Here is a 15851-nt window from a genome sequence, read left to right as displayed (position 1 = left end):
GGCTGCGGTGCCGCTGCGGAAGATCCTATAGGAAACAGAATCTTCGGCAAATCGTGAGCACAGCGAAGGGGCCGGCCTCGTGGTGAGACCGGCCCCTTCGGGTGTGGATCGAGGCTGGATCAGCCCATCGACGGCGGCATCAGCACCGAGTCGATCAGGTAGACCGTCGCGTTCGCGGTCTGGACGCCGCCGCAGAGCACGGTGGCCTCGCCGACCATCAGCTCGTCGCCGGAGCCGGTGACCTCGACGTCCTCGCCCTGCACGGTGGTGTGCGTGCCCTCGATCGCGTCGGGCGCGACCTGGCCGGGCACCACGTGGTAGGTCAGGATGCTGCTGAGCGTCTCGGCGCCCTCAGGCGTCTGGAGCATCTCGACGGTCTCGGCCGGCAGCGCCTCGAAGGCCTCGTCCACCGGTGCGAAGACGGTGAACTCGTCGCCGTTCAGCACGTCGACCAGGTCGACCTCGGGGTTCAGCTGGCCGGAGACGGCCGCGACGAGCTGCGTGAGCATCGGGTTGTTGGAGGCGGCGACCGCGACCGGGTCCTGCGACATGCCGACGATCGAGCCGGCGCCGTCCGGCACCTCCTCGTCGTACATCGCGCACGCTGCGCCGACGAGGTTCGCGTACGCCGGGTCCATGTCGGTCGACTCGGTCTCCATGGGCTCCTCGGTCATCGGCTCCTCTGCCGACGGAGCCGTGGTGCCCTCGGTCTCGGCATCCGTGGTGCCGCCCATGGAGCAGCCGGCGAGCACGAGCGTGGCGGCGCCGACGAGCACGAGGCCAGCCATCTTGGGGTTCTTCTTGGTGAGCATCGCTGCTCTCCTTCCGGTCGTCTTCCTCGGTGATGTCCCGACCCGTGCGAGTCGGTGATGCAGGGGCTTCGGAGCCCGGGCGGGCGCGGATTGGAACCGGATCGGGTGCAGCCACGACCCATCCGCATGGCCGCTCGTGCCGAACCCTGAGCACGTCGAGGCCACGATCGCGGGCACGGCGCAGCTGCCAAGGAGGCACCATGCTCGCCCTCATCGGATTGCTCGGTGGATTCATCACCGGCATCTCGCCATGCATCATCCCGGTGCTGCCGGTCATCCTCTTCTCGGGCGGCATGCAGTCCGCGCGCGACGAGCGCAGCACCGGCGAGGGGGCGGATGCGGCTGCCGCCGCAGGGGGAGACGGCGGCGGGCAGGGCAGCGTCGCCACCGCGGTGCGGCAGCAGCCGGTGCGCACCATCTCGCGCTGGCGTCCCTACCTCGTGATCTCGGGCATCGTCGTCAGCTTCACCCTCATGACCCTCGCAGGCAGCCTCGTGCTGAGCCTGCTCGGGCTGCCGCAGGACGTGCTGCGCTGGGCGGGCATCATCGTGCTGAGCCTCATCGGCATCGGCCTCATCGTGCCGGCCTTCCAGCACCTGCTCGAGAAGCCGTTCGAGCGGCTGCCGTTCCTGCAGCGCGCCGGCGAGCGGTCGAGCAAGCTGCAGGGCTTCCCGCTCGGGCTCGCGCTCGGCGCCGTCTACGTGCCCTGCGCCGGGCCCGTGCTCGCGGCGATCACCGTCGCCGGCTCGACGGGCCAGATCGGCAGCGACACCATCGTCCTCACGGTGTCGTTCGCGATCGGTGCCGCGCTGCCGCTGCTGTTCTTCGCGCTCGCGGGCCGTCGCCTCGCCGAGCGCATCGCGGCCTTCCGCAAGCGCCAGGGCATCATCCGCATCGTCTCCGGTGCGCTCATGATCCTGCTGGCGCTCGGCCTCGTCCTCGACCTCCCCGCTCGCCTGCAGCGCCTCGTGCCTGACTACACCTCCGCCATCCAGGGTGCGATCGCCGACAACGACGAGGTGCGAGAGGCGATCTCGATCGGCGGCCTCGAGAACGAGGAGAACGCCGACCTCGACCTCTGCGACCCCGGTGCGACCGAGCTGCAGGAGTGCGGCACGGCGCCGAGCATCCGCGGCATCGACTCCTGGTTCAACACCCCGGGCGATGCGCCCATCGACCTCGCGTCGCTGCGCGGCGAGGTCGTGCTCATCGACTTCTGGGCCTACTCCTGCATCAACTGCCAGCGCTCCACCCCGCACATGAACGCCTGGTACGACGCCTACGCGGATGCGGGCCTGAACGTCATCGGCGTGCACAGCCCGGAGTACGCCTTCGAGAAGGAGCGCCAGAACGTGATCGACGGCGCCGAGGCGCTCGGCATCGAGTACCCGGTGGCGATCGACAACTCGCTCTCGACCTGGACGAACTACCGCAACGCCTACTGGCCCGCGCGCTACCTGATCGACGCCGAGGGCACCGTGCGCAACGTGCACTTCGGCGAGGGGCAGTACGCCGAGGGCGAGCAGATGCTGCGCGCGCTGCTCGAGGAGGCCGACCCCGGCGTCGAGCTGCCCGCGGCCACCGAGACGGGCGACGAGACGCCCGACAACGCCGACATCACGCCCGAGTCCTACCTCGGCACGACGAAGGTGCAGAACTTCGGCGGCGAGGAGCGCTACTCGGCGCAGACCGAGTCGTTCGCCTTCCCCGCGGAGCTGGCGCAGGACACCTTCGCCCTCGACGGCGACTGGCAGCTCGAGACGCAGTTCGCGACGCCGCGCGGCGACGCCGCGCGCATCCGCCTCGAGTATCGAGGGCAAGAGGTGCGGATGGTGCTGGCAGGCTCCGGCACGGTGGTCGCCGATGTCGACGGGGAGCGCGTCGAGCTCGACGTCTCGGGCACGCCGCGGTCGTACCGCCTGCTGCTGGCCGACGACCTGCAGGCCGGCACCATCGAGGTCACGCTGCCGGCCGGCGTCGAGGCCTACTCGTTCACCTTCGGGTGATCGGCGAGCGGACGGGGGCGCTGCGGGGCGCCGCCGCCCGCCTGAGCCCGGTCGACCTCCGACCCCTTCCGCCGAGCACGACCTGGTGCACCGTGTCGCGCTCGGCGGGAGGGGTCGGCCTCGTCGGCTGCGTCGTGACAGCCGGGGCGGCCGGCGGCGGTAGGCTGGCCTGCTGTACGGGAGCGATCCCTACGGGGCGTAGCTCAGCTTGGCTAGAGCGCCCGCTTTGGGGGCGGGAGGTCGCAGGTTCGAATCCTGTCGCCCCGACCAGACCGGCCCCGATAGGCGTCTTGTGCGCACATAGCTCGTCGACGTTGGACGCGACGACCAGGAGGCCGAGATCGCGCTGCAGCTGCCCGTCGGCCGCGCGCTCGGGCTCTTGCAGCGGCTCGGCCTCATACGGCGCCTGCCCGACCGCGACATGCAACAGCCGCTCGAGAGTCTGCGCGGCGACTTCATCGACCCGAAGCGCGCGGCCGAGGTCAGCGCTGGGCGGGCGGTAGGCGGCCGAGGTGCTGCTCGAGCAGCTGCCGCAGGTGGTCGACCGCGCCGCATGACGGACTGGTCGTATGACGGACTGGTCGCAGCGGCGCGACGTCAGTGGGGCCGCAGGAGGGGCTCTGTGAAGAGCGCAGATGTGCCGCCAACGGATTGGCGACTGTCGGGCGAGCTGCGGTCGTGTTCGACCGCAGCAACCGATCGCCTCACGCGCGCATCTCACGCTCTGCGCAGGAGCACCGAACACGCTGCGAAAACCGCAGTGATCGCACGCGCGTGTAGAACTCCTGCCGCGCCGCGCTCGTCCGATCTCTGCTCTGGCCATGAAAACAACCCGACAGCAATACGCCCCCTCGCCCTTTCCATCGGGGCTATTGTGACGACAGTCGCGATGCTGATGCAGTTCACCCCGGCCCCCGCCGAGGCCGCGGTTCCAACCGCACCACCCTCGTCCGGTCTGTCCGCTACGTCCGGCCTCAGCGGTGCCGACGTGGAGCAGCTCATTGAGGAACTGGTCGCTAGCGACCTCGTGCGTTCGACCGAAGTGACGGCGACATCCGTCGACTACGTTTTCGAAGTGCCAACTGAGGTAGGTCTCTTCGAGCTGCCTATTTCGGTTCCCATTCAGGCCTCCCCTGCTGCCCGGAAGGGAATTGTTCAGACGAACCTCTCATTCGGGCGCCACAACTTCTACGGCGCGTACGTGGACCTCAATCGGTGGGACCAGGGCATGATCGTGAGTGGAGGAGCCGCAGCCGTCAACGCTGCCCTGTGCGCTGTCCCCGCAGTTGGTGCCATCAGCTGCGGAGTGATCTTTACGCTGCTGCTCATCGCCTCGAACACCATCACGACGAGTGGGATGTGCCCCAGGGTGTACCGCATGTATCTGTCTGGGCGCGCAGGGCACTGCGCCTGATCTGTAGTCAGCGCGGCGCGCCGCGCTCGCTACAGATCGTCCTCTGGCTGAAACAGCGACTCAATCGGAGTGCTGAGTTCTCGAGCGAGGGCGAACGCCAGGGGAAGCGAAGGTTCTGAGCGATCGAGTTCAATGCTCAACACGGTGAGTCGAGAGACACCGCATCGTTGTGCGAGCTCGTTCTGTGAGAGGCCTAGTTCTCGCCGTAGCTCGCGAATCCTGTTACGCAACCGTGGTCATCCGCCGAAGCGCGATGAGATAGGCGGCCCAGTAAGCGGCGATCGCCGCAACCAGCGTCGCCGCACCCACAGCAAATCCCACCCCGCCCCACGCATACGTGAGGCACACCGTGAGACCAGCGATCAGGACGAGGCACACCTCGAAAGTGAACTCACTTGCCTGTTCTGATGCCCTTCGCTCGACCGAGCCAGGCTGCCTCGATCTCGTGCGGCTGGCCCTCGTGCGCTTATAGATGAGCGTCAGCGTCGCGGCACCACCCAGCAAGAGCGCCAGCGGCAGGACGTTCGCTAGACCTCCTCCGAGAAATTCTTCTGGCCACCAGAAGGTGTAGGCGCCAAACGCGCCGAAGAGTGAGATGAGGGCAAGGATGTAGGCGGGCCTGGACATGTGCTGCTCCCTCGGTTCAAGGTATAGCCAACCATACACCCGGGTCGGGGTGACGCTCGGTGTGGTGCGACAGTGGCGGCTTGGAGCGAGATGACAGCGGCGAACGTCTTCTCACGCGTTGCTTGCCCGAGGTTGACGGCCATCGCGCTCCGCCCAGCGGCGTCTCGCGTGCCATCTTGGCGGCCGCCACCTGCCTCGAAGCTGCTGAACGCCACTTCGCCGCCACTCATGCGGGCAGCTCCGCCGACGGCTGCATGCGTGCCAGCTCGCTGCAGAGCGTGGCGCGGGAGCAGCCGAGATCGCGCGCGATGGTGGCTTTCGGCACTGGGGTCGCTGTCGCCGGGGGAGAACGACAGCGACGCATTCAGGAACCGTACGGTCGCGCCCTTGGCGGTATCTCCTCGACGATGCTCTGCAGGTCGGCGAGCGACCGGGCCAGGCGGTCCATCGACGGCGGCAGGCCGCTGCCGTCGAGCAGCGTCTGGGACGGTGGCGTGCTGATGTCGTGCCACCGCGGGGAGTCCCATGGCAAGAGATGCTCGTGTGAGGAGGGCTGCTGCGATAGCCAGGTGCTCTCGCTTCACCTCAACGGCGACGAGCCGGGCTGGTGGCTCGTCGCGACCGTCGGGTCGGCGCACCTACTCTCGACGACGCCAGACTGGCGGCACGTTCAGCTCGCCGACGGCGAGGCATCGCGGGCGAGGGAGTTCCGAGTCTCGGGCTCAGATTCGACTGGCGCCGACCTCTGGGTACGGTCAGTTGGCGATTCGCTCGTGACAGCTCTGCGCGCGTCGCTTCGCGTCAGCTCAGAGATCCTCGACCTGTCAGCAGAGTGGAGCGAGAACCCGCGAAAGCACAGGGGAGTAGGGGCGTCGGCAGGTCGTTGCGCCGGGACCAGATCGTGCGATTGCATGGCGGGAGGTCGCAGGTTCGAATCCTGTCGCCCCGACCAGACCGGCCGCTGGCCGGGCGTCACGCCGCCCTCACCCGCCGCCCTTCTCGAATCGATAGCCGCCCGACGAGGTGATGAAGTGCACCGGCTCGTGCGGATGGGGCTCGAGCTTGCTCCGGAGCTGCGCGATGTGGAAGCGCAGCGCGCTCGAGTCCGGCAGGTATCGGGCTCCCCAGATCTGCTGCGTGAGCTCGGATCGCGTGATGACCCGCCCTTCGCCCTGCACGAGCAGCTCGAGCAGCTTCCACTCGGTGGGCGTCAGGCGGATCTCGTCGCCGGCGCGGCGCACCACGCGAGTCGCGAAGTTCACGCTCGTCGTCGCGAACTCCACCCCCACCATGGACGCGGTCGCGGGGATGCGCCGTCCCAGCGCCCGGATCCTCGCGAGCAGCTCGTCGATCTGGAACGGCTTCGTGACGTAGTCATCGGCGCCCGCGTCGAGCGCGCCGACCTTGTCGGCCGCGCCGGTGCGGCCCGAGACGACGAGGATCGGGGTCTCCGACCAGCCGCGGATGGCTTCGATGACCTCGACGCCGTCGAGCTGCGGCATGCCGAGATCGAGCATGATCACGTCGGGCTGCTCGTCGATGGCCGCGGCGACGGCTTCCTGCCCGTTGCTCGCGGTGCACACCTCGTAGCCCTTCGCCACGAGGGTGATGCGCAGCGCGCGCAGCAGCTGCGGGTCGTCATCGGCGATCAGGACCTTCATGAGCGCGGCACCTCCGTCACGGCTCCTTCCGCGCCGCCGTCGGGAGCGCGGCGCTCCTGGGCGACCGCCTCGAGCGCGACCACCATCGTGAGCCCCCCGCCTGGCGTGTCCTCCGCGACCAGGGTCCCGCCCATGCCCTCCACGAACCCGCGGGAGAGCGCGAGCCCCAGGCCGAGCCCGGCGGTGTTGTCGGTGTCGCCCAGTCGCTGGAACGGCACGAAGACGTCCTCCCGTCGCTCGACGGGGATGCCCGGCCCGTGGTCGACGATGCGCAGCTCGACGTGACCGGCGAACGCGCTCGATGCGATCCTGACCCTCGACCCGTCCGGGGCGTGCCGCTGCGCGTTCGCCACCAGGTTGACGACGACGCGCTGCAGCAGGACGGGGTCAGCGAGCGCTGGCGTGGTCCGCGGATCCAGGTCGAGCTCGACATCGTCCGGCGTCAGGCCGAGCTCGCCGAGCGCGAGGAGCACGACGTCCGCGGGGTCGACGGGCGACTTCGCGACCGCGAGCACCCCGGCCTGCACGCGCGAGACGTCGAGCAGGTCGGTGAGGAGCGAGGTGAGCGCGTGCAACGACTCCTCGGCCGTGCCGAGCAGCTCCTCCCGGTCGCTGTCCGACAGCTGGGCACCGGTGGCTCGCATGCCGCCGACGGCCGCGATGGCCGAGGCCAGCGGTCGTCGCAGGTCGTGGCTCAGCGCCGCGAGCAGTGCGCTGCGCACCTTGTCGGTCGCGGCCAGAGGGGCCACCTCGCTCGCGGTCTCCGCGAGGTCGTCCCGCTCGAGCGCTGCCTGGAGCTGCGCGACGATGACCCCGAGCAGTCGACGCTCCCCGGCGTCCAGGTCGCGTCCGTGGAGCAGGAGGGATGCGCCCTCGCCCACGACGAGGCTCGTCGACGGCCCTTCGAGCGAGCCGGCACTGGCTGTGACGGCGCCGCGGTCGACGAGCGCGACGCCGTCGAGGGAGAAGGCCTCGTGGACCCGGTCGACGAGCGCTCGCACCGCGCCGGTGCCGCGCAGCACGCTGCCGGCGACGGTCGCGAGCAGCGCGGACTCGGCGGCGGCGCGGCGGGCATGCCGTGCCTCGCGAGCCGCGCGGTCCACCACGATGCTGACGAGGACGGCGATGATGACGTAGAGCACGATCGCCGCAGCGTGCGTCGGATCCGCGATCACGACCGTGAAGTAGGGCGCGACGAAGAGGAAGTCGAGCGTGATGCCGCTCATCACGGCCGCGAACACGGCGGGCCAGAGCCCGCCGACGAGCGCGACGACCACGACGAGCAGCTGGAACGCGAGGACGTGGGTGGTGATGGATGCAGGGCTGCGGATCGTCCAGAGCCCCCACGCGAGCAGCGGCCCCGCGACGAGCGCGACAGCGAGGCCCGCGAGGCGGCGTCGCAGGGAGAGCGCTCCACCGAGGCGGGGGAGGCCGCGCCTGGAGGCGGCCGCTGCGTGGGTCACCACGTGCACGTCGATGTCCCCGGAGTCCCGGATGACGTCGTGGCCGATGCCCGGTCCCGTCAGCGCCGACTGCAGACGACCGCGACGGGAAGCCCCGATGACGAGCTGCGTGGCGTTGACGGCTCGCGCGAACCCGACCAGCGCCTCGGGGACGTCGTCGCCGACCACCTGGTGGTAGGTGCCGCCGAGCGCTTCGACGAGCTCGCGCTGCCGTGCGAGCGCGTCGGGGTCGCCGCGTCGCAGCCCGTCCTGGCTGATCACGTGCACTGCGAGGAGGTCGCCCCCGGAGGCGCGGGCCGCGATCCGCGCCCCGCGTCGCAGCAGCGTCTCGCCTTCGCGGCCGCCGGTGAGCGTCACGACGACTCGTTCGCGGGCCTCCCACGTCGCATCGATGCCCTGCTCGGCGCGGTACCGCTGCAGGGCTTGGTCCACCTCGTCGGCGAGCCACAGCAGCGCGAGCTCGCGCAGCGCGATGAGGTTGCCGAGGCGGAAGTAGTTGGAGAGCGCCGCGTCGATGCGCTCGGCGGGGTAGACGCGGCCACCGGCGAGACGGTCGCGCAGCGCTTGGGGTGAGAGGTCGACGACCTCGACGCCGTCGGCCTCGCGCAGCACGTGATCGGGGATCGTCTCCCGCTGCGCGATGCCGGTGATGCGCTGGACGACGTCGTGCAGCGAGTCGATGTGCTGGATGTTGACGGTCGAGATCACGTCGATGCCGGCGGCGAGCAGCTCGTGCACGTCCTGCCACCGCTTGCCGTTGCGACTGCCGGGCGCGTTCGAGTGGGCGAGCTCGTCGACGAGCGCGACGTCGGGCGCTCTGCGGAGCACGGCATCGACGTCCATCTCCTCGAGCGCCATCCCGCGGTGCGCCACGCGCGTGCGCGGCACGACCTCCAGGCCCTCCAGCATCGACGCCGTCGCGGCGCGCCCATGGGTCTCGACGAGCGCGACCACGACGTCGGAGCCCTCGAGCGCCAGCCTCCTGGCCTCCTCCAGCATGGCGTAGGTCTTGCCGACGCCGGGGGCGGCGCCGAGCAGCACGCGCAACCGCCCCCGTCGCATGTCAGCCCCTCATCTCGTCGAGCGCCAGGTTCAGCTCGAGCACGTGCACCACCGGGGCGCCGACGTAGCCGCCGATCGGCTGCGCGGTGTGATCCTCGACGAGCGCCCGCACCTCGTCCGTGGTCATGCCTCGAGCCGACGCGACGCGCTGCACCTGGATCGAAGCGTACTCGGGGGAGATGTGCGGATCGAGCCCCGACGCCGATGCGGTCACCGCGTCCGCGGGCACCTCCTCGACCCGCACGTCGTTGAGCGCGGCGACCTGCTCGCGTCGCTCCGTGACGGCAGCGATGAGGTCGGGATGCTCGGAGCCGTGGTTGGACCCGCCGGACGACTGGCCGTCGTAGCCGTCGCCGGCGGCGGAAGGACGAGGCTGGAAGTAGGCGGCCAGCGGCGAGCCAGCGGCGTCGGCGAACGGCTGTCCGATGAGGGACGAGCCGACGACTCGGCCCTGCGCGTCGCGGACGAGCGATCCGTCGGCCTGCGAAGGGAGCAGGAGCTGCCCGATCCCGGTGACGACGAGCGTGTAGAGCACGCCGGTGACGATCGTGCAGAGCGCGATGGCCCGGATCGACACCCAGAGGGTGCGCACGGTGGTCCTGGTGGTAGCCATGATGTCTCGATTCAGAATCCGGGCACGAGGCGCACGACGAGGTCGATGAGCCAGATGCCGATGAACGGGGCGACGAGTCCGCCGAGGCCGTAGACGAGGAGGTTGCGCCCGAGCAGCTTCGGTGCGGAGACCGGCCGGTAGCGCACTCCTCGCAGGGCGAGCGGGATCAGCAGCACGATGACGATCGCGTTGAAGATGACGGCGGAGAGCACCGCTGAGGCAGGGGAGTGCAGTCCCATGAGGTTGAGCGCTGCAAGCCCCGGGAAGGCCCCCATGAACATCGCCGGGATGATCGCGAAGTACTTGGCGACGTCGTTGGCGATCGAGAAGGTCGTCAGCGCACCGCGGGTGATGAGCAGCTGCTTGCCGATGCGGACGATGTCGATGAGCTTCGTCGGGTCGGAGTCGAGGTCGACCATGTTGCCGGCCTCCTTCGCCGCCGAGGTGCCCGACTGCATCGCCACTCCCACATCCGCCTGCGCGAGTGCCGGGGCATCGTTGGTGCCGTCGCCCGTCATCGCCACCAGGTTGCCGCCCTCCTGCTCCGCCCGGATCAGCGCGAGCTTGTCCTCTGGGGTCGCCTCTGCGAGGAAGTCGTCGACGCCCGCTTCCTTCGCGATCGCGGCGGCTGTCAGCGGGTTGTCGCCCGTGATCATCACCGTGCGGATGCCCATCGCCCGCAGCTCGGCGAACCGCTCGCCGAGGCCGTCCTTGACGACGTCCTTCAGATGGACGACGCCCAGCGCGCGCGCTCGATCGTCCTTCGCGGCGACGGCGACCACGAGCGGCGTACCGCCCGACTGGGAGATCGCGTCGGTCGCCGCCTCGAGCTCGCGCACGCTACCCGCATCGAGCGGGGCGCCCTCCGATGCGAGCCACGCCTGCACCGCGGAGCCGGCGCCCTTGCGGATGCGGCTGCCGTCGGGCCGATCGAGCCCCGACATGCGGGTCTCGGCCGTGAAGGGCACGACGTCGCTCCCGTGCTGCTCGGTGACGGTCAGCCCCTCGGCACGCGCCAGGTCGACGATCGATCGTCCCTCGGGAGTGGGATCCGCGAGCGATGACATCGCGGCGAGCTCGAGGAGCTCGGCGCGACCGACGCCCGCGAGGGGCGCGACGTCGGTCGCGCGACGGTTGCCGTAGGTGATGGTGCCGGTCTTGTCGAGCAGCAGCGTCGTGACGTCCCCGGCCGCTTCGACGGCGCGGCCCGACATCGCGAGGACGCCCCGCTGCACGAGCCGATCCATGCCGGCGATGCCGATCGCGCTGAGCAGCGCGCCGATGGTCGTCGGGATGAGGCAGACCAGCAGCGCGACGAGGACCGCGATGGAGACCGGGCTCGCGACGTACGCGGCGACGGGGTTGATGGTGAGCGTCACGACGACGAACACGATCGAGAGCGAGGCGAGCAGGATGTCGAGCGCGATCTCGTTCGGGGTCTTCTGCCGAGCGGCGCCCTCGACCAGCGAGATCATGCGGTCGACGAAGGTCTCTCCCGGCTTCGCGGTGATCCGCACCACGATGCGATCCGACAGCACGCGCGTGCCGCCGGTGACGGCGCTGCGGTCGCCGCCGGACTCGCGGATCACGGGGGCCGACTCGCCGGTGATCGCGGACTCATCGACGGAGGCGACACCCCACACGACGTCGCCGTCGCCCGGGATGATCTCCCCGGCGGTCACGACGACGTGGTCGCCGAGGCGGAGGTCGCTGGATGCGATCGTCGAGCACTCGGTCGACGCGGCGCTCGCGTCGACCGCCGCGTCGTACGCCGCGACCCTGGTGGCCGTGGTGCTGGTGCGCGTGGCGCGGAGGCTGTCGGCCTGGGCCTTCCCGCGTCCCTCCGCGATCGCCTCCGCGAAGTTGGCGAAGAGGACGGTGAGCCAGAGCCAGAGGGCGATCAGGATCGTGAAGATCGCCGGGATCTCGGAACCGGCCGAGGTCTCTGGGCCGCCCAGGAGCGGCTCGGCCACGGACAGCAGCGTCGTGAGCACGGCACCGACCCACACGATGAGCATGACGGGGTTGTGCCAGAGGTGGCGCGGATCGAGCCTGCGGACGGCGCCGGGGAGCGCTTGGCGCACCTGCGTCCAGCTGAGGCCCGAGCGAGGGCTCCCCAGGGGTGCTGCGGCGCTCGGCGCCTTCGGGGTGGGAGCGGTGGTGGTGGACATCAGAGCGAGAGCCCTTCTGCGAGCGGACCGAGGGCGAGCACCGGGAAGTAGGTGAGCGCGGTCACGAGGATGATGACGCCGACGAGCAGTCCGACGAACTGCGGGCGGTGCGTGGGAAGGGTGCCGGCGGTCACCGGCACGGTGTCCTGCCGGGCGAACGAGCCAGCCAGCGCGAGCACGAGGATGATCGGGACGAAGCGGCCGAGCAGCATCGCCACGCCGAGCGCCGCGTTGAGCCAGTCGGTGTTGGCGGTGAGGCCGGCGAACGCGGAGCCGTTGTTGTTCGACGCCGACGCGAAGGCGTAGAGCAGCTCCGTCACGCCGTGCGTGCCCGGGTTCCAGATCGAGGTGGAGGTCACCTCGTCCTGCACGCCGGGCAGGCCGAGCGAGAGCGCGACGCCGCCGAGCAGCAGCACAGGGGTCGTGAGGATGAGCAGCGCGGCGAGCTTGATCTCCCGCGCCGTCACCTTCTTCCCCAGGTACTCAGGCGTGCGTCCGACGAGCAGGCCAGCGACGAACACAGCGATGATCGCCATCACGAGGATGCCGTAGAGGCCAGCGCCCACGCCGCCCGGGGAGACCTCGCCCAGCATCATGTTCACGAGCGGCACCATGCCGCCCAGCGAGGTGTAGGAGTCGTGCATGGAGTTCACGGCACCCGTCGAGGTGCCGGTGGTCGACACCGCGAAGAGCACGGAGCCGGGGATCCCGAAGCGGGTCTCCTTGCCCTCCATCGCTGCACCCGCGAGCTGTGTCGCCGTGCCAGCGCCCGCGAGCTCGAAGGCCGTCGCAGCCGTCCATGCCGCGAGGTACAGCGTCGTCATGGCCGCGACGATGGCGTAGCCCTGACGGCGGTCGCCCAGCATGGTCCCGAGCATGCGCGGCATCGCCGAGGGGATGAGCAGCAGCATGATGACCTGCAGCATGCTCGTCCAGCCGGTCGGGTTCTCGAACGGGTGCGCCGAGTTCGCGTTGAAGAAGCCGCCGCCGTTGGTGCCGAGCAGACGGATGGACTCCTGCGATGCGACCGGCCCGCCGGGGAGGACCTGCGTGAGCCCGGTGAGCGTGGAGGTCTCCTGGAAGCCGTCGAAGTTCTGGATCACGCCGCCGGCCAGGAGGACGAGTGCGCCCAGCAGCGACAGCGGCATGAGGATGCGCAGCGTCCCGCGGGTCAGGTCGACCCAGAAGTTGCCGATCGTGCCGGTGCGGCGCGACGCGAAGCCTCGGACGAGCGCGACCGCCACGGCCATGCCGACGGCGGCGGAGACGAAGTTCTGCGTCACGAGGCCGGCGAGCTGCACGGTGTAGCCGAGGGTGGCCTCGGGGGAGTACGACTGCCAGTTGGTGTTCGTGGTGAAGGAAACCGCGGTGTTGAACGACAGCAGCTCAGGGACGGCCGGCAGCCCGAGCGAGTGCGGCAGCAGCTCCTGCGCCCGCTGCAGCAGGTAGACGACCAGCACGCCGACGAGGGAGAAGGAGAGCACCGACCGGGCGTACGCGGTCCAGGTCTGGGCAGAGGAGGGGTCGACGCCGATGATCCTGTAGACGCCGCGCTCGATGCGCCAGTCCTTCGTCGTCGTGTAGACCCACGCCATGCCGTCGCCGAGCGGCCGGTGCAGGATCGCCAGGGCGACGAGCACCGTGACGAGGGATGCGATGGATGCGGCCCACTGCTGGCCGAGATCGGGCATCAGAACCGCTCCGGGTGCAGCAGGGCGCTGACGAGCAGGCCGATGGCGCCGATCGCGAGGGTCGCCGCGAGGACCTCGAAGACGATCACAGCCGCTCGACCCCCTTCACGAGCAGCCCGAGGAGGGCGAACAGGGCGAGCACGCTCGCCAGGACGAAGGCGTCGAGCATGGTGGTGCATCCAGACGGTGGTGATCGGCGCAGCCCGGTGCGGGCGGCGGGCATCCGGTCGAGACGCCGAGAGCGATCAAATACCCGCGCAGGATGGCCGGGCGATCGTCCTCACGGAACCCTCACGCGCCGCGGAGAACTCTCACGGCTTGCCTACGGCCGGCGCGCGCGAGGCGGCCTCGCCGGCTCCCGTGCCGAGGTGCTGCTGGAGCTCGGGTGCGCGATCAGTGCGTCGGCTGCGACCGACCGTGCCGCAGCCGCACGGTCAGGTAGAGGCGATGCGCGGTGATGATGAGTGCCACCCAGGCTGCCCCGAGGAGCCAGCCGGCCACCACATCCGTCACCCAGTGGTGTCCGAGGTAGACGCGGCTCGCCGCCACCAGCAGCGTGCAGACGACCGTCGCGGTGATGATGGCGGTGCGCGACCAGGCCGTGCGACGGCGCAGCACCAGCAGGTAGGCGATCATCCCGAGGATCGCGACGGCGTTCAGCGTGTGCCCGCTCGGGAACGACGCCGACACCTCGAACGGCGGCACCGCGTCGGCGACCGGCGGCCGATCGCGCCCGACGACGACCTTGCCGGCGATCGTCATCAGCAGCGAGCCGGCACCGGCGGCGACGATCAGCACCACCGGCGTCCACGACCGACGGCGGATGCCGAGGATCAGGAGCGCTGAGACCGCGATCAGCGGCATGCCGACCGTGCCGGCGAGATCGGTGAACCCGGTGATCAGCGCCGCGGCCTGGGGATCCCGGATGGTCAGGATCGCATCGAGCACCGGGCGGTCGATGCCCGCGACGCCATCGGCATCGGTCACCGCGTCGTAGACCTCGGCAGCGAGCGCGCCGAGCGCGGCCGTGACGGCCAGGCCGATCGCGAGGATCACCAGGAGCGCGGCGTACGGCCCGAGCGCTGCACCGACGCGACCGGCCAGCGCAGCGAGCGCCCGACCGATCGGCGTGCGCCAGCGCGTGAGGTCGACCGCGCCGACCCTCGCATCCTCCCGGCCCTCGCCGGCGGCGCCGTGCTCGGGCCTCGTGGGAGCCACGGCGGCGCGCAGCCGGTCGATGATCGGGCGATCACCGGAGCGGTCGCCGACGGAGCGGTCACCGACGGAGCGATCACCGACGGAGCGGTCGCCGATCGGGCGGTCGCTCATCGGCTGCTGCATGAGGAGCGACGCTATCGCGGTGGCCCGTGCCGACGCTGTGCGAGCAGCACGATGGCGACGCCGGCGGCGGCCACCGCCATGCCGACGACGCTGAGGACCGACACCGGGACGCCGAAGAAGAGCCAGACCCAGAGCATCGTGGTCGGCGGCGTCAGGTAGAGCATCGTCGACACGAAGGTCGCGCCGTGCGAGCGCGTGACGGTGACGTAGAGCAGGTAGCCGCCGAGGCTCGCGAAGGCCACCAGCCACAGGATCGCGACCCAGATCTCCGGCGTCGCCGGGGGAGCCGCGTGCCCGCGGGCGAGCGCCACGAGCATGAAGGCTCCCGCGGCGACCACGGCGTGCATCAGCAGCGTCTGCAGCAGGTCGTCGTGCATGTGCCAGCGCCGCTGCAGCACGGTGCCGCTGCCGAGGCAGGCGACGCCGAGGAGCGGCAGCAGGTACGCCCAGGCGGGCGCGCCGGTCGCGCCGAGCTGCCCCGAGACCACGAGCGCGACGCCCCCGAGGCCGACGAGCATGCCGAGCCACATCCAGCGGTCCGCCCGCTCGCCGAGGAAGCGCCCGGCGAGCGTCGCGACGAGCATCGGCTGCAGCGCGGCGATGAGCGAGACGGTGCCGCCGTCGACGCCGAAGCGCACGCCCTCGAACACCATCAGCAGGTAGCCGAACTGGCTCAGCAGCGCGATCGCGCCCTGCCGCATCCAGCTGCGCCAGCGCGGCCACTGGCGTCGCACGACGAGCATCGCCAGCGCCAGGATGCCGGCGAGCACCGTGAAGCGCCAGGCGAGCACCGTGACGGGCTCGCCGCCGGCCCGGTCGGCCAGCTCTGCGCCGACGAAGCCCGAGCTCCAGGTGACGACGAGCGCGACCGAGGCGACGGCGATCGCCGTCGTGCCGAGCCGCGTCGAGCCACTGCTGGCGCCGCCAGGCTCGGGTCGTGCGGGATCTGACACCGCTCGATCCTGCCAGGTCGCAGCGCTGCGCGCGCGA

The 15851-nt window shown here is 70.6% G+C and carries 14 protein-coding genes and 1 tRNA gene; 3 read left to right on the top strand and 12 right to left on the bottom strand.

Annotation, left to right across the window (positions count from 1 at the left end; all coding sequences use genetic code 11):
- Positions 1–119 precede the first annotated feature (119 nt).
- A complete protein-coding gene (locus AA0Z99_RS06310; RefSeq protein ID WP_413320510.1) occupies positions 120–812 on the bottom strand; it encodes a fasciclin domain-containing protein in 693 nt (230 codons plus the stop codon).
- A 200-nt stretch (positions 813–1012) separates the two neighbouring features.
- Between AA0Z99_RS06310 and AA0Z99_RS06305 the strand changes: the two genes are divergently transcribed.
- The 3 genes from AA0Z99_RS06305 to AA0Z99_RS06295 all read left to right on the top strand — a co-directional run bounded on the left by AA0Z99_RS06305 (position 1013) and on the right by AA0Z99_RS06295 (position 4232).
- Positions 1013–2818: a cytochrome c biogenesis protein CcdA gene (locus AA0Z99_RS06305; protein WP_413320509.1), complete on the top strand. Its 1806-nt coding sequence runs from the start codon at positions 1013–1015 to the stop codon at positions 2816–2818.
- Between the two features lie 192 nt (positions 2819–3010).
- Positions 3011–3088 (top strand) — tRNA-Pro (locus AA0Z99_RS06300).
- A gap of 619 nt (positions 3089–3707) precedes the next feature.
- Positions 3708–4232 carry a hypothetical protein gene (locus AA0Z99_RS06295; protein WP_413320507.1) on the top strand — a complete coding sequence of 175 codons (525 nt, stop codon included), beginning with the start codon at positions 3708–3710 and terminating at the stop codon, positions 4230–4232.
- A gap of 29 nt (positions 4233–4261) precedes the next feature.
- Here AA0Z99_RS06295 and AA0Z99_RS06290 read toward each other — a convergent pair whose 3' ends face one another.
- The 11 genes from AA0Z99_RS06290 to AA0Z99_RS06240 form a co-directional block, all read right to left on the bottom strand.
- Positions 4262–4462 carry a helix-turn-helix transcriptional regulator gene (locus AA0Z99_RS06290; RefSeq protein ID WP_413320505.1) on the bottom strand — a complete coding sequence of 67 codons (201 nt, stop codon included), beginning with the start codon at positions 4460–4462 and terminating at the stop codon, positions 4262–4264.
- Positions 4455–4859 carry a hypothetical protein gene (locus tag AA0Z99_RS06285; RefSeq protein WP_413320503.1) on the bottom strand — a complete coding sequence of 135 codons (405 nt, stop codon included), beginning with the start codon at positions 4857–4859 and terminating at the stop codon, positions 4455–4457. The genes AA0Z99_RS06290 and AA0Z99_RS06285 overlap by 8 nt, the downstream gene beginning before the upstream one ends.
- A 983-nt stretch (positions 4860–5842) precedes the next feature.
- Positions 5843–6520: a response regulator transcription factor gene (locus AA0Z99_RS06280; RefSeq protein ID WP_413320502.1), complete on the bottom strand. Its 678-nt coding sequence runs from the start codon at positions 6518–6520 to the stop codon at positions 5843–5845.
- Positions 6517–9045 (bottom strand): ATP-binding protein, encoded by a 2529-nt coding sequence (locus AA0Z99_RS06275; protein WP_413320500.1) that lies wholly within the window; start codon positions 9043–9045, stop codon positions 6517–6519. Before AA0Z99_RS06275 ends, AA0Z99_RS06280 begins: the two co-directional genes overlap by 4 nt.
- A 1-nt stretch (position 9046) precedes the next feature.
- On the bottom strand, positions 9047–9658 hold the full coding sequence (gene kdpC / locus AA0Z99_RS06270) for a potassium-transporting ATPase subunit KdpC (protein ID WP_413320498.1): 612 nt from the start codon (positions 9656–9658) through the stop codon (positions 9047–9049).
- An 11-nt stretch (positions 9659–9669) separates the two neighbouring features.
- Positions 9670–11829, bottom strand: coding sequence for a potassium-transporting ATPase subunit KdpB (gene kdpB / locus AA0Z99_RS06265; protein ID WP_413320496.1), 2160 nt, complete (start codon positions 11827–11829; stop codon positions 9670–9672).
- Positions 11829–13520 (bottom strand): potassium-transporting ATPase subunit KdpA, encoded by a 1692-nt coding sequence (gene kdpA / locus AA0Z99_RS06260; protein ID WP_413320494.1) that lies wholly within the window; start codon positions 13518–13520, stop codon positions 11829–11831. The genes kdpB and kdpA overlap by 1 nt, the downstream gene beginning before the upstream one ends.
- On the bottom strand, positions 13520–13609 hold the full coding sequence (locus tag AA0Z99_RS06255; RefSeq protein ID WP_413320492.1) for a potassium-transporting ATPase subunit F: 90 nt from the start codon (positions 13607–13609) through the stop codon (positions 13520–13522). The genes kdpA and AA0Z99_RS06255 overlap by 1 nt, the downstream gene beginning before the upstream one ends.
- Complete coding sequence (locus AA0Z99_RS06250) at positions 13606–13743, bottom strand: hypothetical protein (RefSeq protein ID WP_413320490.1); 138 nt, start codon at positions 13741–13743, stop codon at positions 13606–13608. Before AA0Z99_RS06250 ends, AA0Z99_RS06255 begins: the two co-directional genes overlap by 4 nt.
- A 170-nt stretch (positions 13744–13913) precedes the next feature.
- Entirely contained in the window at positions 13914–14861 is a 948-nt protein-coding gene (locus tag AA0Z99_RS06245; RefSeq protein ID WP_413320488.1) for a phosphatase PAP2 family protein, read from the bottom strand.
- A gap of 11 nt (positions 14862–14872) precedes the next feature.
- Positions 14873–15814, bottom strand: a complete 942-nt coding sequence (locus AA0Z99_RS06240; protein WP_413320486.1) for a DMT family transporter — start codon at positions 15812–15814, stop codon at positions 14873–14875.
- Between the last annotated feature and the right edge of the window lie 37 nt (positions 15815–15851).

The organism is Agrococcus phoenicis (assembly GCF_047302415.1).
GTDB lineage: Bacteria > Actinomycetota > Actinomycetes > Actinomycetales > Microbacteriaceae > Agrococcus.
Note: the sequence above shows the minus strand (reverse complement) of the source record. Positions and strands in the feature narration are given on the sequence as shown.